The 22830-nt window shown below is 67.1% G+C and carries 19 protein-coding genes; 9 read left to right on the forward strand and 10 right to left on the reverse strand.

All coding sequences use genetic code 11. From position 1 onward, the window contains the following. Positions 1-370 precede the first annotated feature (370 nt). Positions 371-1756, forward strand: a complete 1386-nt coding sequence (locus tag ACPTTF_RS31125) for an MFS transporter (protein ID WP_423369525.1) — start codon at positions 371-373, stop codon at positions 1754-1756. 57 nt (positions 1757-1813) lie between these two features. On the opposite strand, the gene ACPTTF_RS31130 is transcribed toward ACPTTF_RS31125, so the two are convergent. The 4 genes from ACPTTF_RS31130 to ACPTTF_RS31145 all read right to left on the reverse strand — a co-directional run bounded on the left by ACPTTF_RS31130 (position 1814) and on the right by ACPTTF_RS31145 (position 7748). Further along, a complete protein-coding gene (locus tag ACPTTF_RS31130) occupies positions 1814-2890 on the reverse strand; it encodes a C45 family autoproteolytic acyltransferase/hydolase (protein WP_423369526.1) in 1077 nt (358 codons plus the stop codon). Positions 2891-3015: 125 nt separating this feature from the next. Further along, a complete protein-coding gene (locus tag ACPTTF_RS31135) occupies positions 3016-4599 on the reverse strand; it encodes a DUF3138 family protein (RefSeq protein WP_423369527.1) in 1584 nt (527 codons plus the stop codon). A 97-nt stretch (positions 4600-4696) separates the two neighbouring features. Continuing rightward, complete coding sequence (locus ACPTTF_RS31140; protein WP_423369528.1) at positions 4697-5812, reverse strand: polyamine ABC transporter substrate-binding protein; 1116 nt, start codon at positions 5810-5812, stop codon at positions 4697-4699. Between the two features lie 211 nt (positions 5813-6023). Next, positions 6024-7748, reverse strand: a complete 1725-nt coding sequence (locus ACPTTF_RS31145; protein WP_423369529.1) for an amidohydrolase — start codon at positions 7746-7748, stop codon at positions 6024-6026. 238 nt (positions 7749-7986) lie between these two features. On the opposite strand from ACPTTF_RS31145, the gene ACPTTF_RS31150 reads away from it, so the two are divergent. Further along, positions 7987-8817: a helix-turn-helix transcriptional regulator gene (locus tag ACPTTF_RS31150; protein ID WP_423369530.1), complete on the forward strand. Its 831-nt coding sequence runs from the start codon at positions 7987-7989 to the stop codon at positions 8815-8817. Between the two features lie 15 nt (positions 8818-8832). On the opposite strand, the gene ACPTTF_RS31155 is transcribed toward ACPTTF_RS31150, so the two are convergent. The 4 genes from ACPTTF_RS31155 to ACPTTF_RS31170 all read right to left on the reverse strand — a co-directional run bounded on the left by ACPTTF_RS31155 (position 8833) and on the right by ACPTTF_RS31170 (position 13052). Then, positions 8833-9753, reverse strand: coding sequence for a LysR family transcriptional regulator (locus ACPTTF_RS31155; RefSeq protein ID WP_166955163.1), 921 nt, complete (start codon positions 9751-9753; stop codon positions 8833-8835). Between the two features lie 130 nt (positions 9754-9883). After that, positions 9884-11074 (reverse strand): MFS transporter, encoded by a 1191-nt coding sequence (locus ACPTTF_RS31160; protein ID WP_423369531.1) that lies wholly within the window; start codon positions 11072-11074, stop codon positions 9884-9886. An 87-nt stretch (positions 11075-11161) separates the two neighbouring features. Then, positions 11162-12622: an NAD(P)/FAD-dependent oxidoreductase gene (locus ACPTTF_RS31165; protein WP_423369532.1), complete on the reverse strand. Its 1461-nt coding sequence runs from the start codon at positions 12620-12622 to the stop codon at positions 11162-11164. 85 nt (positions 12623-12707) lie between these two features. Beyond that, a complete protein-coding gene (locus tag ACPTTF_RS31170; RefSeq protein ID WP_423369533.1) occupies positions 12708-13052 on the reverse strand; it encodes a cupin domain-containing protein in 345 nt (114 codons plus the stop codon). 198 nt (positions 13053-13250) lie between these two features. On the opposite strand from ACPTTF_RS31170, the gene ACPTTF_RS31175 reads away from it, so the two are divergent. From ACPTTF_RS31175 to ACPTTF_RS31185, 3 genes are all read left to right on the forward strand, one after another. Continuing rightward, positions 13251-14135, forward strand: coding sequence for a helix-turn-helix transcriptional regulator (locus ACPTTF_RS31175; RefSeq protein ID WP_423369534.1), 885 nt, complete (start codon positions 13251-13253; stop codon positions 14133-14135). Between the two features lie 168 nt (positions 14136-14303). Further along, positions 14304-15254 (forward strand): agmatinase, encoded by a 951-nt coding sequence (gene speB, locus ACPTTF_RS31180; protein WP_423369535.1) that lies wholly within the window; start codon positions 14304-14306, stop codon positions 15252-15254. Between the two features lie 28 nt (positions 15255-15282). Next, positions 15283-16764 carry an aldehyde dehydrogenase family protein gene (locus ACPTTF_RS31185; protein WP_423369536.1) on the forward strand — a complete coding sequence of 494 codons (1482 nt, stop codon included), beginning with the start codon at positions 15283-15285 and terminating at the stop codon, positions 16762-16764. 238 nt (positions 16765-17002) lie between these two features. Here ACPTTF_RS31185 and ACPTTF_RS31190 read toward each other — a convergent pair whose 3' ends face one another. Continuing rightward, positions 17003-17929 carry a patatin-like phospholipase family protein gene (locus tag ACPTTF_RS31190; protein WP_423369537.1) on the reverse strand — a complete coding sequence of 309 codons (927 nt, stop codon included), beginning with the start codon at positions 17927-17929 and terminating at the stop codon, positions 17003-17005. Positions 17930-18402: 473 nt separating this feature from the next. Here ACPTTF_RS31190 and motA point away from each other — a divergent pair, with 473 nt between their 5' ends. Continuing rightward, positions 18403-19272 (forward strand): flagellar motor stator protein MotA, encoded by an 870-nt coding sequence (gene motA / locus ACPTTF_RS31195; protein WP_423369538.1) that lies wholly within the window; start codon positions 18403-18405, stop codon positions 19270-19272. Positions 19273-19282: 10 nt separating this feature from the next. Continuing rightward, positions 19283-20239, forward strand: a complete 957-nt coding sequence (gene motB, locus ACPTTF_RS31200; RefSeq protein WP_423369539.1) for a flagellar motor protein MotB — start codon at positions 19283-19285, stop codon at positions 20237-20239. Here motB and ACPTTF_RS31205 read toward each other — a convergent pair. Beyond that, the gene (locus ACPTTF_RS31205; RefSeq protein ID WP_423369540.1) at positions 20223-20675 is read right to left on the reverse strand and encodes a hypothetical protein; all 453 of its coding nucleotides are present in this window, start codon (positions 20673-20675) and stop codon (positions 20223-20225) included. The genes motB and ACPTTF_RS31205 overlap by 17 nt on opposite strands. Positions 20676-20750: 75 nt before the next feature. On the opposite strand from ACPTTF_RS31205, the gene ACPTTF_RS31210 reads away from it, so the two are divergent. Continuing rightward, positions 20751-21314, forward strand: a complete 564-nt coding sequence (locus tag ACPTTF_RS31210) for a hypothetical protein (protein ID WP_423369541.1) — start codon at positions 20751-20753, stop codon at positions 21312-21314. 120 nt (positions 21315-21434) lie between these two features. Next, positions 21435-22781, forward strand: a complete 1347-nt coding sequence (locus ACPTTF_RS31215) for a DUF2325 domain-containing protein (protein WP_423369542.1) — start codon at positions 21435-21437, stop codon at positions 22779-22781. Positions 22782-22830 lie beyond the last annotated feature (49 nt).

Consider the following 22830-nt stretch of genomic DNA (forward strand, 5'->3'; position numbering starts at 1 on the left):
AACAGACGGATTGCAATCGTCTGAAATGGCGAACTCGCGCCGTGGTAACGACAGCATCCACGAAAGGACGCGCATCCCGAGTGATACGCGCGGAAAGCGCGTTCCTGTCGCTCTTCGGATCGGAGATTGGCATAGCCTGCTGAGCCAGTGTGTCTTTGCGCCTGGTTCAAAAATATGCCTCCCGTTTCAGGCTGATTCACGATGCGCGCCGCGCTTTCCCACATATTGAACGCGCCACATCCCATCAATAGGGATACCTGTCCAAATGTTGACGCGCTTCCCGCCACGGCTCTAACGTTCGCCCCAACGCCATTCGATTCGGCCGCCCCACTCGCGGGTGACGGCCGGGCACAGAACACAGGAGACAGCCGTGGCCCATTCCGCGTCGCGCACCCACGCCAACCCGCCGGATCAGTTACACGCACACGCCGGCACCGCATCCGATTCCGCCGCCCGTGCGGCCGCGGCGCAGGCAACGCCACCCAGCCGCAAGCGGCTGCTGATCCTCGCGCTGCTGTTCGTCACGGTCGTGATCAACTATCTCGACCGCAGCAACCTGTCGATCGCCGCGCCCGCCTTGTTCAAGGAACTGAACATCGATCCTGTGCGCGCGGGCCTGGTGTTCTCGGCATTCGGCTGGACCTACGCGCTGATGCAATTGCCGGGCGGCTGGCTCGTCGACAAGGTATCGCCGCGCGTGCTGTATGCAGGTGCGCTCGCGCTGTGGTCGGCCGCGACGTTGCTGCTCGGCTTCGCCGGTTCGTTCGTCGGACTGATCGTGCTGCGTCTCGCTGTGGGCGCGCTCGAAGCGCCGGCCTACCCGATCAACAACCGCGTGGTGACGACCTGGTTCCCGACCCGCGAACGCGCGAGCGCGATCGGCGGCTACACGTCGGGCCAGTTCGTCGGCCTCGCATTCCTCACGCCGGTGCTCGCGTGGCTGCAGGTACATCTCGGCTGGCACATGGTGTTCGTCGCGACCGGCCTCGCCGGCATCGCATGGGCCGCGATCTGGTATGCGGTGTATCGCGAGCCGCGCGCGTTTCGCGGCGTCAACGCGGCCGAGATCGCGCTGATCCGCGACGGCGGCGGCCTCGTCGATCTCGAAGACCGTATCGCAGCGCGCACCGAACGCGCACCGTCGACGTGGCGCGACCTCGGCGTCGTGCTCGGCCGGCGCAAGCTGTGGGGCATCTATCTCGGCCAGTTCGCGCTGAACTCGACGCTGTGGTTCTTCCTCACATGGTTCCCGACCTATCTCGTCAAGTATCGCGGGATGGATTTCATCAAGTCGGGCTTTCTCGCGTCGCTGCCGTTCCTCGCCGCGTTCGTCGGCGTGCTGTGCTCGGGCGTGCTGTCGGACTGGCTGATGCGTCGCGGCGCGTCGCAGGGCTTCGCGCGCAAGCTGCCCATCATCTCGGGGCTGCTGATCTCGACCTGCATCATCGGCGCGAACTACGTCACGTCGACCGGCTGGGTGATCGCGTTCATGACGATTGCGTTCTTCGGCAACGGCTTCGCGTCGATCACGTGGTCGCTCGTATCGGGGCTCGCGCCCGCGCGGCTGATCGGCCTCACGGGCGGCGTGTTCAACCTGATCGGCAACCTGTCCGCGATCGCGACGCCGATCGTGATCGGGCTGCTCGTGAACGGCGCGGACTTCTCGCGCGCGATCACCTACATCGCCGCAATGGCGCTCGCGGGCAGCCTGTCGTACGGGTTGCTCGTCGGCAAGGTCGAACGCATCGATGCATGAGCATCACGAGGGCGGCACGCGCGTGCCGCCCGGCCTTGCCGCTGCCCGCGTGCCGCGTCAGAACCGCATGAACCCGTCGCGCGCGAGATCGTGAGGATTGCCGGTCACGTAGTCGAGCGCGCACGCATCGGTATCGATGCCGACGGTGAGCAGCGTTTCCCAGCGCTCGGTGTCGGGCATCGACAGGTCCGGATGGAAACACACAATGGCCTGGTCGCCGGCCGCACCGCACATCGCCGCCGCGCGCTCGCGCACGTCGGCGCTCGTCATGCCTGCCACGACCTCGTTCAGGTGCGCGAACCGCTCGCGCGTGGTCGAGCTGTCGGGCATGCACTCGCCGCCGCTCAACGCGCGATCGAGGAAGTGGTTCGTATGCAGCAGCCAGCCGTCCGGACGCGGCACGACCACCCCGACACCCGACGGGCTCAGCTCGATGCTCGCCGCGCGCGGGTTCGCGTCATGCCGCGTGAACACGGTCAGCACCGTGGACGCGCTCACGCGTGCGGACCGTGCGAGCTCGATCGCGTCCTGCACCGTCGTCGCATCTTCGAGCAGGCGCCGCGCGATCGCGTGCACGGGCACGCCGGCGCTGTCGTTGTCGCTCGCATGATGCAGGATGTTGAAGTGGACCCCGAGCCCCGCGCTGTTCACGCCGAGCTTCGCCAGCATCCCGAACTCGGAGAACAGCTTGACGGTGCGGCCGTGCGGCGTCGCGAACTGCGTCAGCAGCCCCTGCGGCGCGAGGCTGTCGTGCCAGTCCCACGTCTGCAGCGTGCGCGGCGCGTGCGGGCCGGCCGGCGCGTAGACGGTCGTCGAGCACTCGCCTTCGGCCGATGCGGGCGCGGTCGCGAGGATCTCGGTGCGCGCGTTCAGGCACGCGAGCTGCCAGCGCGGCAGGTCGACGCCGTCGGCGATCGCCTCGACTTCGGCGGCGAGGCGCGGGCACCACGCCCCGAGCGCGGCCAGGCTCGCTTCGCCGATCTCCCGCGCACGCTGCGGCTCGGTGCCGAGCTTCGAGAAGAACGCGAGGTAAAGCGCGACCGTCTCGCGAATCTCCGGCGCGAAGCGCGCGCCGATCAGGCGGCCGCGCTCGCGCGGATCGGTGAGGGCGGTCACGAAGGTGTGCAGCTTCAAGGTCAAATCTCCTGTGTTGAATGCGTTCCGGGCCCGCACGGCCCGGAACGTGATGCAGTGCGCAGCCGCTCGACCGGCTCGCGCGCCGGCCTGAGCGACGAGAACGGCCAGGGCGGCCAGGGCGGTCAGAACGAATAGATGAACTGCATCCCGGCCAGGTCGTTGCTGCGCGCGTACGTGCCGTTGTTCTTCAGGAACACCGGATGGTTCGCCGCGTCGTGGCGGTATTCGAGCTTCACGGTGATCTGCTGCGTCGGATAGAACAACAGGTCGGCCGTGATCGCGTAGCGCTGCGCGCCCTTGCACTCGGTGCCGTTCGTCGACGAACCCTGGAAGCACGCCGGATCGATGCCGAAGCCGCTCGACCCGTTCACCGACGGATTGCCGCCCGCGAGCCCGTACTGGATGTTCGTGCCGCCACCGCCGTTCGACGTGTTGTTCAGGTAGTCGAAGCGCAGCGTCGCGCCCATGCGGCCGACCCACGCCTGCGTCCACTTCGTATGGCCGAGCAGCGACATCCCGTACCAGCGCGCGGTGCCGCCGTTCCATGCGCCCTTCTGCAGCTCGCCGTAGTCCACCTGCGCGTTGACCTGCGTCTTGTCGTGCGTATAGGTCACGTCGGCTTCCACGTACTTGTAGAGGCCGGTCGGCGACGAGCCGTTGCACTGGTAGCCGTAGCCGCCCGACGTCGCGCACGGCGAGAACAGCGACTGCCGGCCCAGCATCCCGGAAATGCCGAAGTCGAAGGCGGTCGACGTCGCGTTGTCGAAGCGCGCGGTGATCGTCGGCGTCCAGTTGGTCTTCGTCGTGTTGTTCGCCGCGTTCGCGATCGCGCCGGCGGTGCGCAGCACCTCGTTGCCGATCACGACCTGCCAGAAGCGCGTCATCGCCGCGTTGGAGCCCTTCAGCCCGACGCCGATCAGGTTGCCCGGTTCGCTGAAGTCGTACAGCAGCCCGTGCGTGAGCGTCAGCATCTGGTTCGACGGCTGCACCTCGTAGCCGGCGAGGCTCGGCATCATCCCGATCTCGAAGGTACGCGTCGTGCTGAGCGGCACGGTCACCACGGCCTGCGTGACGATGTTGTTGCCGACGCCGCCGTGCGAATTGCTGAACACGTTGCCGAAGCCGCGGTTCGGCTGGATCACGATCTCCGCCGCCGGCGCCATCGGGCCAACGCCGAAGGTCTTCTTGATATCGAGGTAGACGTCGCCGATCGTGCTGTTGAAGTAGTCGTACGCGCCCGGATCGTGGTTCAGGAACTGGAAGCCGGACGTGCGCTGCGCACGGTTGAACAGGTACACGGGATCGACGTAGCCGGTGATGCTCAGGCCCGCGAGCGGGCCGGTGGTCGCGGCTTCCTGCAGCGAGTCGACCTTCAGCGACGCGTTCGCGATCTGCTCGCGCATCTGCTGCAGGTCGTCGTTGGTGAACGCCGGTGCGGAATCGGCTGCCGGCGCGGCAGCCGCCGCCGTGTTGATCGTGCCGATCTTCGCGCTGCCCGATGCGGCAGTGGCCGTCGTGGCGGCGCCGGCCGGCTTCGCCGCCAGCATGCTCGCGCGCAGCTCGTTCACCTGCTGCTGCAGCGCGGTGACCTGCGCCTGCAGCGCCTTCATCTTGCCGGCGTCGGTCGCTTGCGGTGATGTATGTGCGATCGCCGAAGCCGCTTCGAATGCGAGCAGGCACAGCGCCGTCATGTGTTTGATTTTCATGTTCTGGGTGGTCGTCGGGACGAGCGCGCCCCCGCCCGCCGCGGTGGGCGGCGGGGCGCGCGAAAAGGATGCGGGAGTGTCGGGGGCTGCGGCCGGCTTACTCGGTCTTCAGCTTCGTCCAGAGACGGTTCTGCAGACGCATCAGCTCAGGCGGAACCGGCTTGCTGAGGCTCAGCTTGCGGATCACGTCGGCGGGCGGGAACACGGCCGGATCGCTCGTCACTTCGGCACGCACGAGGCGCTTCGACGACGGCACGGCCGACGGGTACGACGTGTCGTTGGTCAGGTTCGCGCTCTCCTTCTCCGACAGCACGAAGTTGACGAACTTCAGCGCGGCGTCCGGGTGCGGCGCATCCTTCGGCACGGCCATCATGTCGAACCACATCGCGCTGCCCTCGGTGGGGATCACGTACTTGATGTGATACGGCTTCTTCGCGGAAGCGGCCGCGATCCGCGCGGAGTTCACGTCGCCCGACCAGCCGAGCGCGAGGCAGATGTCGCCGCCCGCGAGATCGTTGATGTAGCTGCTCGAATTGAACTGCGTGATGTACGGCCGCACCGACTTCAGCAGCTCGTACGCGGCCTGGTAGTCGGCCGGGTTCGTCGTGTTCGCATCCTTCTTCAGGTAGACCAGCGCCATCCCGAACGCATCGACCGGCGAATCGAGCACCGACACGCCGCAGCTCCTCAGCTTCTGCGCGTACTTCGGGTCGAACAGCAGCGCCCAGCTGTCGAGCGGCGCGTCGTTGCCGAGCGCGGCCTTCACCTTCTCGACGTTCATCCCGAGGCCATCCGTGCCCCACGTCCACGGAATGCCGAACTGGTTGCCCGGATCGTCCTTCGCGAGCACCTTCATGATCTCCGGATCGAGCAGCCCATAGTTAGGTACCTGGCTCTTGTCGATCTTGCGATAGATGCCGGCTTGCAGCTGCCGCGCCCAGAAGATGTCGGACGGCACGACGACGTCATAGCCCGACGTGCCCGACAGCAGCTTCGCCTGCAGCGTCTCGTTCGAATCGAACTCCTGGTAGACGACCTTGATGCCGGTCGCCTTCTCGAAGTTCGCGATCGTCGCCTTGCCGATCGAGTTGCCCCAGTTGTACACGTTGACGACGTCCGCCGCGTGCGCAACCGGCGCGCCGGCCCACAGGACGCCGCCCAGCGCGAGCGCCGCGCATGCCGTTCTCAGATGCTTGCTCCAATCCCCTGCCATGGTTTCCTCCGTCGATATCATGATCCGCTCGCGATGAACGGGTGTGTGCTTCGGTCCGGAAAAATGTAGCCAGAGGAAATTGGCCGGTCTGCCCTGCCAATAGGGGGACACGCTGCACAATCGGGGCATCCGGTTCCGGACGGATGCGCCGATCCTCGAAAACGGAAGCCATCTGAAAGCATCCGTCAACGCTTCGTCAGCCGAAAACCGCTCAGGATGCCTGCATACCCGTGCGCGCGCCGAAATCGTCGCCCACGTGCGTGATGCGGCCATCCATCATCGTCAGCCCGACGTCGATGCGGCCGATGTCGTACTGGCCGACCTCGAACAGGTCGTTTTCCAGCACGACGAGATCCGCGCGCTTGCCGGGCGTGAGCGACCCGACCTCGTGCTCCATCCCGAGCTGGTACGCGCCGTGGATCGTGTACGCGGCGATCAGTTGCGGAATGCTCAGGCGCTCGGCGATGTCCGGGAACACCGGCGCATCGGGCTCGCCCGCAAGCTGGCGCGTGTGGCCCGACTCGATGTGTTCGAGCGGCTTGTGCTGGCAGCGGCATTGGCAGGCCAGGCCGTCCATGCCGATCGACACCGTCACGCCTTCGTCGAGGAACGTGCGGAACTTGTACATGTTGCTCCAGCGCTCGTGCCCGTAGTGGTCGCGCAGCTGCTCGGTGTACGCGTCGACCACGCCCCACTGCAACTGTGTGTTCGCCATCACGCCCGCGCGGCGGAAGCGCGGGATGTCGTCCGGATGCGTAAGGAACGCGTGCGTGATCACGTGGCGGCGGTCGCGCGGCGGGTTCGTGCGGTTGACCGCGTCGAAGCCGTCGAGCGCCATCCGCACGGCCGCGTCGCCGACGCAGTGGACCATCACGTTCGCGTTCGCCCGATCGGCTTCGACGAGATAGCGGTTGAACGTGTCGGCCGGCATCGTCGGCGCGCCGCAGGTGTCCGGGCGGTCCGCGTACGGTTCGAGCAGGTAGGCGGTGTGGTTCGCCTCGGTGCCGTCGAGGAACAGCTTCAGCGCGCGCGCCTTCACGAGCGGCGAATCGTACTGCTCGCGGTATTTGACGAGCGTGCCGACCGGATCGTCGATCTCGCCGATCACCGCGACGCTGCCGACCACCCGCAGCTTCAGGTCGCCCGCGCGCTCCATCGTCTGCAGCGTCTCGTACAGCAGCGACTGGTCGCCACTCGGATCGAAGAAGCCCGCGTCGAACACGGTCGTCACGCCGGCCGCGCACAGCTTCTTCTGCCACGGCGGGATCGACTTCAGGTAAAGGTCGATGCCGGTCGGCAGCAGGCCGGCCGCGCTGATCCGCTGCATCAGCAGCGAATACGCGGCGCCGTCGACGATCAGGCCGGTCGGCTCGCCGGTCACGGCGTCCTTCTCGAACCAGCTCGCGCCTTCCTGCACGGGCGGCGTCGATGCGTCGATGCCGGCGATCTCCAGCGCCTTCGAGTTCACCCACATCGAATGGAAATCGGTCGACAGCAGGCACACGGGGCGATCCGCGCAGATCGCGTCGAGCGTCTCCTTGCGCAGCAGCGCGGGCGGAATCGTCGCCTGCACCCAGCCCATCCCGGTGATCGCCGGCTCGTCCGGATGCGATTCGACATAGGCGCGCAACGCGCCGAGCACCTTCTGCGGGTCCTCGTAGTTCACGAACGCCTGGAACGCGAACGCGGTCGTCTCGAAGTGCCAGTGCGATTCGACGAAGCCCGGCAGCACGAGCCGGCCGGCCGCGTCGACGACCTTCGTGCCCGCACCGACGTACGCCTGCACGGCCGCCGTGTCGCCGACATGGACGATCCGGCCGTCGCGCACGGCGACGGCCTGTGCCCACGGCTTGTGCGGATCGACGGTATAGACCTTCGCGTTGGTCAGAACGAAATCCGCCGGCGTCGTGGCGGCGGGCGTCGGTTGCATCTGCATGGCCTGTCCTTTCTGGTCATCAGGTTTTCGAAGTGCTTTCACTATAGGCAGACGATTTGCGCCGGTATGCCCCCCCGCCGCCGGGGCTTGGACGAATTCCGGCCGCCGCGCGCACGGTCTTGTCGTCGTTTTGGGGACAACGTACGAAATCCGTGGGGTTGATCCGGTGAATTCCCGGCTGACGCGTGCACGGCGTTCGCGTAACGTCGCGCTGTCCCCCGACCGCCTTCGTCCGACCATGCGACTTCTCCAGCCCGACCCTGCCGCCCGCGGCCACTACCTGATCGGCGTGCGCCCCGACTCGCTCGGTGCGACGTTACGCGCGGTCGGCACGCCGGATTTCGTCGGCGCGGTGACGGAGTTCGTCAACGACAGCATCGACGCCGACGCCGTGCACCTCGAACGCTGGCGTGCGGACGCGGGCAGCACGTCGGGCTTCGTGGTCGAATGGCTCGGCAGCGGCAGCCTGCGTTTCGCGGCCGATACGCTGCGCGTGATGGACGTCTACTACCAGGACTATTGCCAGGCCGACCCGCTGGTCGCGCCGCTGCGCGGCAAGGCCGGCACGCTGCTCGTGCAGCGCCATGTCGACGGCATCGCGCAAGGCGAATTCCGCCGGCGGATCTTCGACGAACCCGGCATCGGGCAGGAATGCCTGCTCGTGCACGGCAACGCACACCTGCAGTACGCGCTCGGGCTCGCGCGCACCGTCGGGCGCGCCGCGTTCACCACGGACGAGCTGTTCCACTTCCGGCAGATGGTCGACCTGCTGTTCCCGATGTTCGAGCTGCATGCGCGCACCTGCGCGGCGCGGCGCGTGGCGGCGGTGTCGGTGAATGTCGAATCGCAGGCGAGCTTCGACGCGCGCCTCGAACGGCAGGACGTGCAGTTGTCGCGCCGCGAACACGAGATCTGCCGGCTGATGCTGTGCGGGCGCTCGGTGCCCGAGGCCGCGCAGCAGCTCGACGTGAAGCTGTCGACGGCCGAGTCGTACGTGAAGCGGGCGTTCGCGAAGCTCGGTGTGCGCACGCGCCGCGAGCTGTTTGACTGGGTGCTGGTCGACTGCTGAAGGCGCAGCGCCGGCTTATGCGGCCAGCGCGGCCGCCTTGATATTGAACGCGCGCAGCAAGTCCTCGCAGAACGCGTCGACGATCGGCTTGTCGCTCGTGCTGCGCTTCATCGCGAGATGCAGCGGCACGTCGAAGCTGAACGTCGTGCGGCCGACGGCCTTCACGAGCCCGCGCTGCTCGAACGGCTCCGCGTAGTGCGCGGGCAGGTAGCCGAGATGGCCGCCCGACAGGATCAGGATCGTCGCGGCTTCGATACTGTCCGCGCTCGCGGTCACGCGCCGCTCGGGCAGCGGATACTGCTCCTCCGGCACCGGATAGGTGCGCCACACCCAGTCGTGAAGCTGCAGGTCGTCCGCCGTCACGGGCCGTGACGCGTGGAACAGCGGATGCCCGCGCCCGCAGTAGATCACCTGCTGCTCGGTGAAGAGCGGCGTGTAGAGCAGGCCCGGCACGCGATGCCAGAAATACCCGATCGCGAGATCGAGCTGGTTGTTGACGAGGCTTTCCTCGAGCTCCTGCGGCGACGCGACCTTCATCGCGAACGTGACGGCCTGGTCGCGCTTGCGGAATGCGCCGATCGCATCGGCCACGCGCGCGTTCTCGACGAGCGGCGCCTGGCCGATCAGGCCGATCGACAGCGTGCCGACCAGCTTGCGGTCGATGTCGCGCACGCGCGCGACGAATTCGGAGGTCGCCGCGACGAGCGTGCGCGCGGTGGCCGCGAAACGTTCGCCCTTCGACGTCAGGCGAAAGCCGCCGCGCCCGCGATCGCACAGCTTGAAGCCGACGCGGGCCTCGAGCGCCGACAGCTGCGTGCTGATGGTCGACTGCCGCACGCCGAGCGACGCCTCGGCGGCCGTGATGCCGCGTGCGTCAACGACGGCCAGAAAGACCCGGATGAGCCGGAGATCGAGATCGGAGGTATTCGAGAACATGCTTCAAGCCGCTTGTGCGTGTGGGCGTTGCCGGGCCCGCACGACGCGCATCGCGCGCCACGCCGGCCGCCTTCGCCGATGAACCGAACCGGACACGCGCCGCCATCGGCAGCGGCGCGAGTCGCATCCGTCATTCAGGTGCCACCGCGAGCGAGCGTTCCATGCCGAACACGGCCGGCCGCAGCCGCCTGTAGCACAGGAACGCCACCGCGCACAGCACGATCGCCGCGATCAGCGCCGACTGCGTACCTGCGCTCTCGATCAGCGAGCCGCCCGCGACCGAACCGACGCCGTAGCCGAGCGCGACGCAGCCCGGTGACAGCGCCGCCGACTTGCCGACCAGGTCGTATTGCGGAATCGTCGCGTAGATCAGCAGCGCGCCGCCGGTCCAGCAGCCGATGAACACGATCGCGCCGAGCGTGAACGTCACGGCCGATGCCGGCATCGCGAGCAGCACGGCCGCGACCGCGCAGCCGCCGAGGTTCACGAGCGCCCAGCGGCGCAGGCCCGCGCCCGCGCCGAGCTTCGGCATCGCCGCGCAGATCACGAGGCTCGCGACGTTCGCGATGCCGAGCACGAGCGATACCGACTTGCCGCTCAGGCCCGCATCGGTACCGATCTTCTCGAGGAAGGTCCACACGACGCCGACGCCGCCATACAACGCAAGCTGCGCGCACAGCACGAGCATCGCGCCCTTCCGGTCGATGCGGCCGGCGATGCCGGCCGGTGCCGGCGCGGCCAGCGTCTCGCCGCGGCGAAACAGCGGCGCCGCGAGCACGAACACGCCGAGCACGCATGCGACGAAGCCGAACACACCGTGCGCGCCCCATGTACCGCTCAGCATCGGGAAGATGTAGGCAAGCAGCACCATGCTCCACGTCACCTGTCCCATCAGCATGATCCCGAGATTGCGTTCCGGCGCGCGCGAATACGACAGGTAGCGCAGCGCGATCCCGTTCAGCCCGCCCGAGCCGACGCCCGCGATGAATTGCAACGCGGAATACGCGACGAGCCCGTGCGTCGCGAGCGTGCCGAGGTTCGCGCCGGCCGCGAGCGTCACCGCGCCCGCGAGCACCCACCGCACCGGCTGGCGGCCGAGCACGAACGCGACGAGCAGCGTGCCCGTCGATTCGCCGAGCACCTCGACGAAGCTCGACAGCCCGAGCGCCGCTTCGCCGAAGCCCCAATGACGCTCGACCTGCCCGACGATCGCGGGCAGGCCGAGAAAAACCGTCGGCCCGAGGATGCCGAGCAGCAGCATCACGACAACGAACAGCGCGCTTTCCTGTCGCGCTTCATCCTGCAGATTCACTACGTTCATCAGATGTCTCTCTCCGTGTCCGCTGCGCGGACCGTCTCCTCGAAGGAGTTTGGTATGGCGGCGGCCCGGCCCGGGCCGCCGTGTCGCTTACATCGGGAAACCCATCGCCTTGAGGCCGCTGATCCATGCGCGCTTCCAGCCGCCTTCCGCATCCGCGCCGTCGAACGCATGGAACGTGATCTTCGCGGCGACCCAGCGCATCGGTTCGGGCGGAATGTAGCTCGGGCTCTGGTTCGCGATGTCGAGCTTGCGCTCGGGGCTGTCGCGATCGAACAGGATGTTCAGCCCCATGAACGCGCCGAACCGGCTCGCCGCGACGCCGAAGCCCGTATAGCCGGCGACGAACACGGCCTTGTCGCCGAGATAGCGCTTCGCGAACACCGAACCGCGCGAGCAGTAGTCGATCGGTCCGCCCCACGCGTGCGAGAAACGCACGTCGCACAGTTGCGGGAACGTGCGGTAGAACGCTTCCGCGAGCCGGTAGTAGGTCTCGCGCTGGCCGTCCTGATGCGGTTCCGGATCGCCGTCGAAGTGATAACTGACGAGGCCGCCGAAGATGATGTTGTTGTTCTTCGTCAGCCGGAAATAGTTGAGCTGCGTGCGTGTGTCGTACACGCCCTGGCGATTCTTCCAGCCGATCCGCGCGAGCTGCTCGTCGGTGAGCGGCTCGGTCGCGAGCACGTGGTCGCGCACCTGCATCACGCGGCGGTTGATGTCGGGAATCCCGACCTTCGCGGTGCCGCTGCCGAACACCACGCGCGGCGCGCGCACGCTGCCCTTCGGTGTCTTCACGAACACCGTGCTGCCTTCGTCGGTCACGGCCGTGAGCGGCGTGTGTTCGTACAGCTTCACGCCGAGCGACAGCGCCGCGCGCTTCAGCCCCCACGCGAGCTTCGCCGGGTGCACGATGCCGCTGCGGTTACGCGACCACAGCGCACCGGCGAACATCGGCGAATTCAGTTGTTCGAGTGTCTCTTCGCGATTCAGCAGCACGACGTCGTGGCCGTATTCGCGATGCAGGTCGTAATCGCCCTTCAAATGTGCGATGTGCTCGGGATCGACCGCGACGGTCATCTCGCCGTTCCACTCGATGTCGGCGTCGATGTCGTAGCGCTTCAGCGTTTCCTCGAAGCCGTCGAGGTTGTGATGGCCAAACGTCTCGAGCTCTGCGATGTCGTTCGGGAACACGCGCACCGCGTTCGGCAGCCCGTGCATCACCGACGTCGAGATGATCCCGCCCGCGCGGCCCGATGCACCGTGCGCCACCTTGCCGGCCTCGATCAGCACCACGTTCAGGTGCGGCATCTGTTCCTTCGCCTGCACGGCCGACCACAGCCCCGTGAAGCCGCCGCCGACGATCAGCAGATCGGCGCTCACGTCGCCGACGAGTTCCGGCTCGGTGGCCGGCGCGGCCGGATTGTCGAGCCAGTACGGGAACAGCTTCGTATTCGCGAGCGCCGCTTCGACGCCCAGTGCGACCGGCGCGCCACGCTGCGCGTGCGCCTGCATCGGCGCGGTCTGTTTTGCTTCGTTGACTTCCATTTCCATGATCCCAGCCATCACACGCGAAAAACGAAACCGCCGCCGGGTGCGCGTCACACGGACGACGACACCACGGCGGCGGCTTCGGCCATCACGACTTCTCGAGCAGCACGTAGAACTTCTTCGCGTCCTCGATCGTCTCCCAGCGGCCCGCGAAGCCGGCCGGCAGCAGGTAGCCCTGGCCCGACGTGAATTCCTTGCGGTTGCCTTCGACGTCGGTCAGCGCGATCCGGCCCTCGACGAGCCACACCGCTTCGTCGGCCGCGGTTTCCGGAAACTCCACCGAGCCGACCTTGCCTTCCCACCAGCCGATGATGTAGTTGCCGCTCTTGCCTTCCGCCGCGCGCCAGTCGCTTTCGTCCATTCCGAAGTCGAGCTTCGTGAATTCGCCAATGCCTGCGCCGAGCGGCAGGATGTCCTTGATCAGTTTGGTCATCAGAATCTTTCGTCTCTTGATTGAAAAAAGCAGAGACAAAGTTACTCATTTACACTGCCCCGGTATGCCCCCCTCCGGGGGGGACAAGCGGTGTTTTCCGGGGCCGGGCAGGTCGCAAGGACACCTGCCGGTATTTCCCCCTAATGACGTTTTTCGTTGCCGACGCTACAATCCGCCCGCTTCTCACCGGGGAACCGCATGCTGCTCAACGTGAACCCCTTCCACCGCGACAACGACCATTTCAACGTGTCGTTCAAGGCGCTGGGCGAGCTGATCGAGACGGTCGGCACGCCGCACTTCGTGCCGCGCCTCACGCAACTGCTCAATGAAGTGGTGCCGCTCGACGTCGCGCATGTCGAACGCTCGCGCGTCGACGGCTCGATGCCCACCGGCTACCGATGCGAATGGATCGGCAGCAGCGGCATCGGCGCGGCGAGCGCCGACGTCTCCGACGTGATGACGCTCTACTACGAGCGCTTTCTCGACAGCGACCCGCTGTTCGCGGGGCTGCGCGGCAAGACGGGCACGATGCTCGTCGTGCGCGACATCGCGGCGATCCCGCCCGGCGAATTCCGCCAGCGGATATTCGACGACGTGCAGATCGGGCACGAGTGCGTGCTCGCGCGCGGCACGCGCTATTCGCAGCATTCGATCGCGCTGGAGCGCGGCCGCGACCGGCCGCCGTTCACGCTCGCCGAGATGAACCGCTTTCGCAGCATCAGCGACGTGCTGTTCCCGTTGCTCGAACTGCACGCGTCGACCACGGCCGTGCGGCGCGTCGCGCATCCGACACCCGAAGTCCACCCGCTCGCGCAGTTCGACGCGCGCATCGCTGCCGACGGCGTGAAGCTGTCGAAGCGCGAGTACGAAACCTGCAAGCACCTGCTCTCCGGCAAGACCGTGCCCGAAACCGCCGAGATCCTCGGCGTGCGCGTCGCGTCGGCCGAGTCGTACGTGAAGCGCGCGTTCGCGAAGCTCGGCGTGCGCACGAAGCGCGAACTCGCCGCATGGGGTTCGGCAACCACCGCATTCCCTTCCTCGGGTTCGCACGACGGCGCCACGCCGCCGTCCCTCTCGCGCTGACCTGATCCGGCCTCGCCGCACCGCCGCGTTCGGTTGCGCCTCGTCGATGCGGCGGCGCCACTCGCATCGAGACCCGTCGATGTAAACGTTGCGACTTCAAAATCTTCGCGCGGGCGTTCTCCTCTACCATCGGCCGATCGCTTTACCTCAGAAAAAAGGAGACGGCCCATGCCCCGCGAACTGAATCAACCGATGGGCGGCAACGAGATGCCGCGCTTTGGCGGCATCGCCACGATGATGCGCCTGCCGCAAGCCCTGACGACCGACGGCCTCGACGTGTGCTTCGTCGGCGTGCCGCTCGATCTCGGCACGTCGAACCGCTCGGGCTCGCGCTTCGGCCCGCGCCAGATCCGCACCGAATCCGTGCTGCTGCGCCCGTACAACATGGCCACGCGCGCCGCACCGTTCGATTCGCTGCAGGTGGCCGACATCGGCGACGTCGCGACCAACCCGTACGACCTGAAGGACTCGGTGCGCCGCATCGAAGAGGCGTACGACGAGATCGTCGCGAACGGCTGCCGGCCGATCACGCTCGGCGGCGACCACACGATCGCGTGGCCGATCCTGCGCGCGCTGCACAAGAAGTACGGCAAGGTCGCCGTCGTCCACGTCGACGCGCATGCGGACGTGAACGACACGATGTTCGGCGAGAAGATCGCGCACGGCACGCCGTTCCGCCGCGCGGTGGAAGACGGGCTGCTGCAATGCGACAAGGTCACGCAGATCGGCCTGCGCGGCACCGGCTACCACGCGGACGATTTCGACTGGTGCCGCCAGCAGGGCTTCACGGTCGTGCAGGCGGAGGAATGCTGGAACAAGTCGCTCGTGCCGCTGATGGCGCAAGTGCGCGAACGCGTCGGCGACACGCCGGTCTACCTGAGCTTCGACATCGACGGCCTCGATCCGTCGTTCGCGCCCGGCACCGGCACGCCGGAAATCGGCGGCCTCACCGTGCAGCAGGGCCTGGAAATCATCCGCGGGATGAAGGGCCTGAACATCGTCGGGGCGGACCTCGTCGAAGTCGCGCCGCCGTACGATCCGACCGGCACCACCGCGCTCACGGGCGCGAACCTCGCGTTCGAGATGCTCTGCGTGATGCCGGGCGTCGCCTACCGCTAACCCGACCGACCTCGACAGGATGAACCTCATGTCTACCGCCGAGCTTTCCCCTTCCGCCGCGACGTTCGTGCTGCCCGCCGCGCGCATCGCCGGCCAGCCCGTGCACACGCATTCCGACACGGCTGGCGCGCCGATCTTCGATGCGTCGACCGGTAACGCGATCGGCTGGCAGGAATTCGCGACGGCCGCGCATGTCGACGCCGCGGTGCGTGCCGCACGCGACGCATTCGCCGGCTGGCGCGACACGCCGCCGGCCGAACGCGGCCGCGTGCTCGCGAAGATCGCCGAGCGCGTCGAAGCGTCGCGCGATCGCCTTGCGGCGCTGCAGATGCAAGTGAGCGGCAAGCCGCCGTTCGAGGCCGAGGCCGATGTCGGCGACGTCGCCGCGACGTTCGCGTACTACGCGAAGCTGTGCGAAGACCCGGCGCTGTTCGCGGCCGAACCGGTCGCGCTGCCGAGTGACGCGGTCACGGCCGAACGGTTTTACGACGCGGTCGGCGTCGCGGCACTCGTCATGCCGTGGAACTTCCCGATGGTCACGACCGCGTGGAAGCTCGCGCCCGCGCTCGCGGCCGGCTGCGCGGTCGTGCTGAAGCCGTCCGAACTCACGTCGCCGACCGAGCACGCGCTGCTCGACATCATCGTCGAGGCCGGTGTGCCGGCCGGCGTCGTCAACGTCGTGAACGGCGGCGCCGAGGTCGGCGCGGCGCTGACCGCGCATCCGCTGATCGACAAGATTTCGTTTACCGGCAGTACGGCGGCCGGCCGCAAGGTCATGCAGGCCGCCGCCGTCGACATGAAACGCGTGACGCTCGAACTCGGCGGCAAGTCGTCGCTGATCGTGCGCGACGACGCCGATCTCGACGTCGCGGTGTCGCTCGCGGTCGCGGGCGCGTTCACGAACGCGGGCCAGATGTGCTCGGCCACCGCGCGCATCCTCGTGCACGACAGCGTGTACCGCAGCTTCATGGCCGCGTTCGAGACGGCCGTGCGTGCGCTCGTCGTCGCGCCGCCCGCCACGGAGCAGGTCGCGATGGGGCCGCTGATCTCGGCCGCGCAGCGTAGCCGCGTCGAAGCGATGCTCCAGCATGGCATCGATGCGGGCGCACGCGTCGCCTTCAGCGGCCGGGTGACGGATGCCGGCGGTGCAGGCTTCTTCATGGCGCCCGTCGTGATCGCCGAGCCGGCGGCAGACAACCCGCTGTGGACCGACGAAGTGTTCGGCCCCGTCGCGTGCGTGAAATCGTTCCGCACCGACGACGAAGCGATTGCCCTCGCGAACGACACGCGCTACGGGCTCGTCGCGACCGTCGTGACGCGCGATGCGGATATCGCAAAGCAATTCCAGCAGCGCGTGCGCGCGGGGCTCGTGTGGATCAATGCACCGCAGCTCATCTATCCGCACGTGTGCTGGGGCGGGTTCGGGCTCAGCGGGATCGGCCGCGAACTCGGCGTCGCGGGGCTGCGCAGCTATCAGGAACTGCGCCACGCGATGCGCGCGATCGACTGACCAGTGCGGCCGTTCAGGCCGTTGGCGGCACCGTGTCTCGTGCACGGTGCCGTTTTTTTTCTCGAGGAGAGGGGCAGGCAGCGTGGCGTTCCGCGTTCTGCCGTCGGCGGTCGGCGGTCGGCGGTCGGCGTTCGGCGTTCGGCGTTCGGCGTTCGGCGTTCGGCGTTCGGCGTTCGGCGTTCGGCGTTCGGCGTTCGGCGTTCGGCGTTCATGAGTTTGCACGGCACGCGAGCAACCCTCAATGCGACAACGCCGCTGCATGATCGTGCTCGCGCAGCGGGCCAGGAATCGCGCACTCCGCGAGCCCGCCCGCGTCGATCCACGTGCGCGTACGTTCCGCGGCCTTGTCGATCAGTTGCGCACACTGCGAGTAATCGTATGACGACACGTCGAGCGGGCAAAGCGGCGGCACGACATGGATTTGCGCGCGTGCCGCGTACAGCTCCAGATCGCGCACCAGTTGCCGCGCGATCACGAGCGTCAATGCGTGCGTCGCATGCGCGATCGCGCTGCGCGGCGGTACGCGCAACGCACAGGCAAACCCGGCCGGCAGCACGACGATCCGCTTGACGCCGAGCGCAATCGCCACGGAGATCGGCGTATTGTTCGCGACGCCGCCGTCGACCAGCTCCACACCGCCGATGCTGACCGACGGAAACACGCCGGGAATCGCCGCGCTGGCCTGCACGGCATCCACCACCGGGCCGGCGGACAGCACGACTTCCTGGCCGCTCAGCACGTCGGTCGCGACGATGTGGAGCGGCAACGCGGCCTGCTCGATCCGCCGGTACGGCAGGTTCCTTTCCAGCAGCAGGCGCAGCGCGTCGGCTTCGACCAGATGCGGCCGGTTGCGCAGCAGCATCGCGACGATGCTGCGCATCGAGAACGGCATGACGTCCTGGCGGCGGATCCTGCACCACAGCGCGGCGAGCATCGCGACGCCGTCCGCATCCGGCCGGCCGGCGAAATAGGCGGCATTGATCGCGCCGGCCGATGCACCGACGACGCAATCGGGCCGTTCGCCGCTCGCGACCAGTTCGCGGAGCATGCCGACCTCGATCGCGCCAAGACTGCCGCCGCCGGCGAACACGAAGGCGGTCGAGGGAGTGGAATCGGACGTCACGGTGCACCCTCCTGCGGTTGGCTGCAACAGTACTTTCTCCATGATGGATCGTGCGGCGCCCCGTATGTCCTGATGAAAACCCTGCCGGCACGCGGCCCCGGCCGTTCGGCGACGATGCGCGCCGCGGTTCCCGGCATCCTGCGATGAAGCTTTCATGGGGAAGGTTACGTCATGCGCCGCCCCGTTTCCGGTTCGCATCCCTACGGAAATCAACGCGAAGGCCGCGCACTTTTTGACTTCGATCAAGAAAATCGCGCACCTCGGCGCTCGCAAACGTGTGCCGGGCGTGAATCCCGCTTGATACGTGGAATCACGGGTTCAGTCGTCCGGGCGATCGCCGTTATTGCATCAACACCCGCCGACCGGCATCGCGTCGCGACGCATCGGGACGGCTGCCCGGATCGCACCCCACATACAACGATCCGGCGCCGTCGCGGGCATGGAGCGGTATGGCCGGATGTCCCGCTCGCCTTTCGACAACAGATGCAGCAGCGCAAGTCGCGCAAGAGGTAATCATGTTTGTAGCCATCGGGTGGATCGTCGTGATCGGGTCGGTGATCGGCAGCTTTGTCGGCGTGGGCGGCCATTTGCCGGCCTTGCTGCAACCATTCGAACTCCTTTGCATTTTCGGCGCCGCGCTGGGCGCCTTCGTCGTCAGCAATCCGGTCACGACGTTGAAGAAGACGATCAAGAGCCTGCCGACCTGTTTCAAGGGCGGCAGCTATACGAAACAGCAATACGTAGAACTGATCGCACTGCTGTACGAGCTGCTGCAGAAGGCGCGCAAGGACGGCATGATGGCGCTCGAGGCCGATGTCGATGCGCCCGAGCAAAGCCCGCTGTTCCAGAAGTATTCGCATGTGCTCGAAGAGCATCACCTGCTCGACTTCATCGTCGATTATCTGCGGATGATGTCGGGCGGCAACGTGAACGTGCTGGAAATGCAAGACCTGATGGATGAAGAACTGCATATGCACCATGCGGAGGCGTCGGTCGCGGCCAACGCGATCCAGAAGATGGCGGACGGCCTGCCTGCGTTCGGCATCGTCGCGGCGGTGATGGGTGTCGTGCATACGATGGGCTCGGTCGGCGCGCCGCCGGCCGTGCTCGGCAAGATGATCGCCGGCGCGCTCGTCGGCACGTTCCTCGGCATCCTGCTCGCGTATGGCTTCGTCGGTCCGCTCGCGGATCTGCTCAATGCGAAGGGCCGCGCCGCGGCCAAGCCGTTCCAGTGCGTGAAGGCCGTGCTGCTCGCGTCGATGAGCGGCTACGCGCCGGCGGTGGCGGTGGAATTCGGCCGCAAGGTGCTGTTCACGGCCGATCGCCCGAGCTTCAAGGAGCTCGACGAGGCCGTCCGCGCGACGAAGTCGCCCAAGCCAGCGTAACGGAGGCGCCATGGCCGACAGTCGCTCCAACCCGTCGAAACAGTCCGCATCGGCATCGCGCGTCGTCGTGCGCCGCAAGAAAGGCGAGGACCACGATGCCCACCACGGCGGCGCATGGAAAATCGCCTACGCCGATTTCGTCACGGCGATGATGGCGTTCTTCCTGCTGATGTGGCTGCTCGGCTCGGTGTCCAAGTACGACAAGCAAGGGATCGAGGATTACTTCAACACGCCGCTGTCGACGCTGCTGTCCGGCGGGAAAGACGCCCAGGCGCCGCGTCCGAGCGTCGTGCAAGGCGGCGGCCGCGACCTGTCGAACCCGGCGCCGGCCATCGACGAGAAAGCGCAACCGGTGCCGGCCAGCTCGCCCGCGGCACTTGCCGACATCGTCGATACGCAAAAGCTCGAACGCCTGAAGGCGAAGCTGAGCGCGGCGATTGCACAAAGCCCGTCATTGCGCGCGTACCAGGACCAGATCCGGATCGCGATCACTCACGAGGGCTTGCGCATCGAGATCGTGGATTCGCTCAAGCGACCGATGTTCGCGTCGGGCAGTTCGCAACCCGAAGGTTATGCCACCGCCATCCTCACCCAGATCGGTACGGCACTCGACGATGTCGAAAACCGCGTGTCGATTGCAGGCCATACCGATTCGACGCCGTATCCCGACGGCCCCACGGGTTATTCGAACTGGGAGCTCTCCAGCGATCGCGCGAACGCCGCGCGGCGCGCGCTGGTCGCGGGCGGATTGCGGGAAGAAAAGCTGCTCCAGGTGCGCGGGCTCGCGGATGTCCTGCCGCTCGACAGGAACGTCGCGGACGAGCCGACCAATCGCCGCATCAGCATCCTCGTGATGAACAATGCCGCCGAGCAGGCGTTCTTTCGGGACGGCGGCAGGACGCCCGTGGACGAATCGGCCGGCACCCGGGCCGCCGTGCTGCCGGCGGCGCTCACGCGGCAGCATTAGGCGCGAGCGCATTCGCGAACGTGGGCGGGGTGTGTGCGATGTGCCCGGCCGCCTCGCGCATGCTCGTGCGCGACAGCGTTTTCCTCGGCTTCACGGTCGCGTTCGGGACGGGCGGGCGCGACATCGACTGACTCGTGCGGTTATTTAGGCGGTTGTTCGGGTGGTTGTTCGGGTGGTTGTTCGGGTGGTTGTTCGGGTGGTTGTTTGCGTGGTTGTTTGGGCGGTTGTTCGAGCTGTTGTTCGAGCCGTTGTTCGAGCTGTTGTTCGGGCCGTTGTTCGAGCTGTTGTTCGAGCTGTTGTTCGAGCTGTTGTTCGAGCTGTTGTTCGAGCTGTTGTTCGAGCTGTTGTTCGAGCTGTTGTTCGAGCTGTTGTTCGAGCCGTTGTTCGAGCCGTTGTTCAGGCCGTTGTTCAGGCCGCTAACGGCACCATGTCTCACGCACGGTGCCGTTTTTTCTGCGCACTCGATATATTCCGTAGAATATATCGATACCTGCACTTCCGGAGATTCACCATGCCCCGTACGCCGACGGATCGCGCCTCGCAGCGCGTCGCACGGGAACAGCCGCTCGCGCGCAAGATCAGCGCGCTCAGGCCGCTGTCGAGCGACGCGCGCGCGCAGCAGGTCACGGATGTCGTCGACGCGTTCCGGCGCCTGCGCGGCAGCGTCGTGCGCTTCATCCGGATGTTCTCGGCTACGCACGCTGAAGACGCGCCGGACGATGCGCTGTCCGCGATGGGCTTTCGTGAACTGCTGTCCACGCTCGAAGACGACGCACGCACCGCCCGCTTCACGCGCCTGCCCGAACTCGAACGGGCGATCGGCCATGCGCGCCGTCTCGAACGCACACGCGACGACGTGTTCTCCGATTCGTTCAGCAACGACCCGGCCGCGATGCGCGACGCGGTCGCCGCGCTGGAGCGCGTCGACGTGCTGTTCGTCGGATTGTGCGTCGAGTACGTGATGGAACGGCACACCCCGGCATCGCTCCCTGTTTCGCCCGCGGCATCTGCATCTGCATCGGCATCGGCCCCGCCCGCACTGCCGCATACCGACCGCTCGACCGCACTCTGCTGACCGCGCCACACCGCGTTACTCCGTGATTTCCCCGGAATTTCGCGCGTTATATTCCGTGGTATATTTCGCGAATCTTTCGCGCATCCGTCCCCGGCTCGACCACGCCGGACAGAGGTCAACATGCACGCTCCGCCCTTTCGCCTTGCCCGCACGGCGGATCTCTCGTCGCCCGGCGGTAATCTGCCTGCGGCAACCGGCACGCGAGTCGACGCATGCTGCGCGCCGTCGCGCGCGCAACTGACCGAGCTGAAGCGCCGCACGCGCCTGTCCGAGCTCGATGCGAACCTGCACTGCTCGATCATCGGCACCTGCCTGACAACGCACGAACTGCGCAGGCTCGTGCCGAAATTCACCGACCTCGACCGCCAGCACGCAACCGACCTCGACATCCATCACGCTGCCGTCGAGCTCGCGATCGACGGCACGGCCGGCGCCAAGGCATTGCACAAGGCGCTCGACGAGCGTTACGCCGGCGCGATCCGCGCATTCGACAGCGCACAGGACGCGGACGAACTCCTCGCGCGCTGGAAGGAAGCGCTGAAAAGCGGCGACATCCCGCCTGCCTACTGGGCGCTGATGACGCATCCGCGCACGACGATGGTCGTGCGCCAGGCCGCGTTCGGCGACCTGCACATGCTGTCGCACCTGGTCGGCGCGGCCAATCGCGCCGATATCCGTCGGCTGGTCGCGCTGGAGGAAGAGAATGCGGCGCTGCACGCGAAGATCGACCGGCAGCAGGCGCGCCTGCAAGAAATGAGCGCGCAGCGCGATGCGGCGCTGCAGGAACGGGATGCCCTCGCCGCGCGCCAGAACGCGCAGCCGCTGGCGGCTGAAAGCGTCTTGCGCGACGAAGTCCACGAACTGCGCGAAGCGCTGGCCGCGCGCGACGAACGACTCGCGCTGCACACGAGCCGCCGCGAGGCGGCCGAGCAGCGGATCGCCGCGGAACAGGCGAGCGCCCGCGCGATGCGCGCGCGGCTCGACGACCTGATGGCGATGGTGAAGACGCTGCGCGCCGAAGCGAGCGCGATCGAACAGGCGGTGCAGGCGTCGGCCGACGATCCTGCCGAACACGTGGCCGATCCGCTGTCGATCCTTCAGGGCATGCGTCTGGTGTATGTCGGCGGGCGCCCGGGCTCGAACCGCGCGATCAGGCGGATCGTCGAAGCGGCGGGCGGTGACGTGACGCTGCACGACGGCGGCATCGAGGATCGCAAGGGCCTGTTGGCCGCTGCGCTACCGGGCGCGCACATGGTCGTGTTCCCGGTCGACTGTATCGACCACGATTCGATGAACCTGCTCAAGCGCATCTGCGAACGCCACCACATCGCGTACTACCCGCTGCGGACCGCCAGCGTCGCCAGCTTCGTCGAACTGATCGGGCGGCTCGATGCGCAGGCACGCGATGTCATGGCGCCGGATGCCGCCGCGGGCGGCACGCCGCGTTTCTGCCTGCGGCACGGCTAGGGCCCGATTCGCTTCGACGCGTTCTCTACGCGCGGCCCTTCAGCAGGCC

This window comes from Burkholderia crassaminum, assembly GCF_964265005.1.
Taxonomy (GTDB): domain Bacteria; phylum Pseudomonadota; class Gammaproteobacteria; order Burkholderiales; family Burkholderiaceae; genus Burkholderia.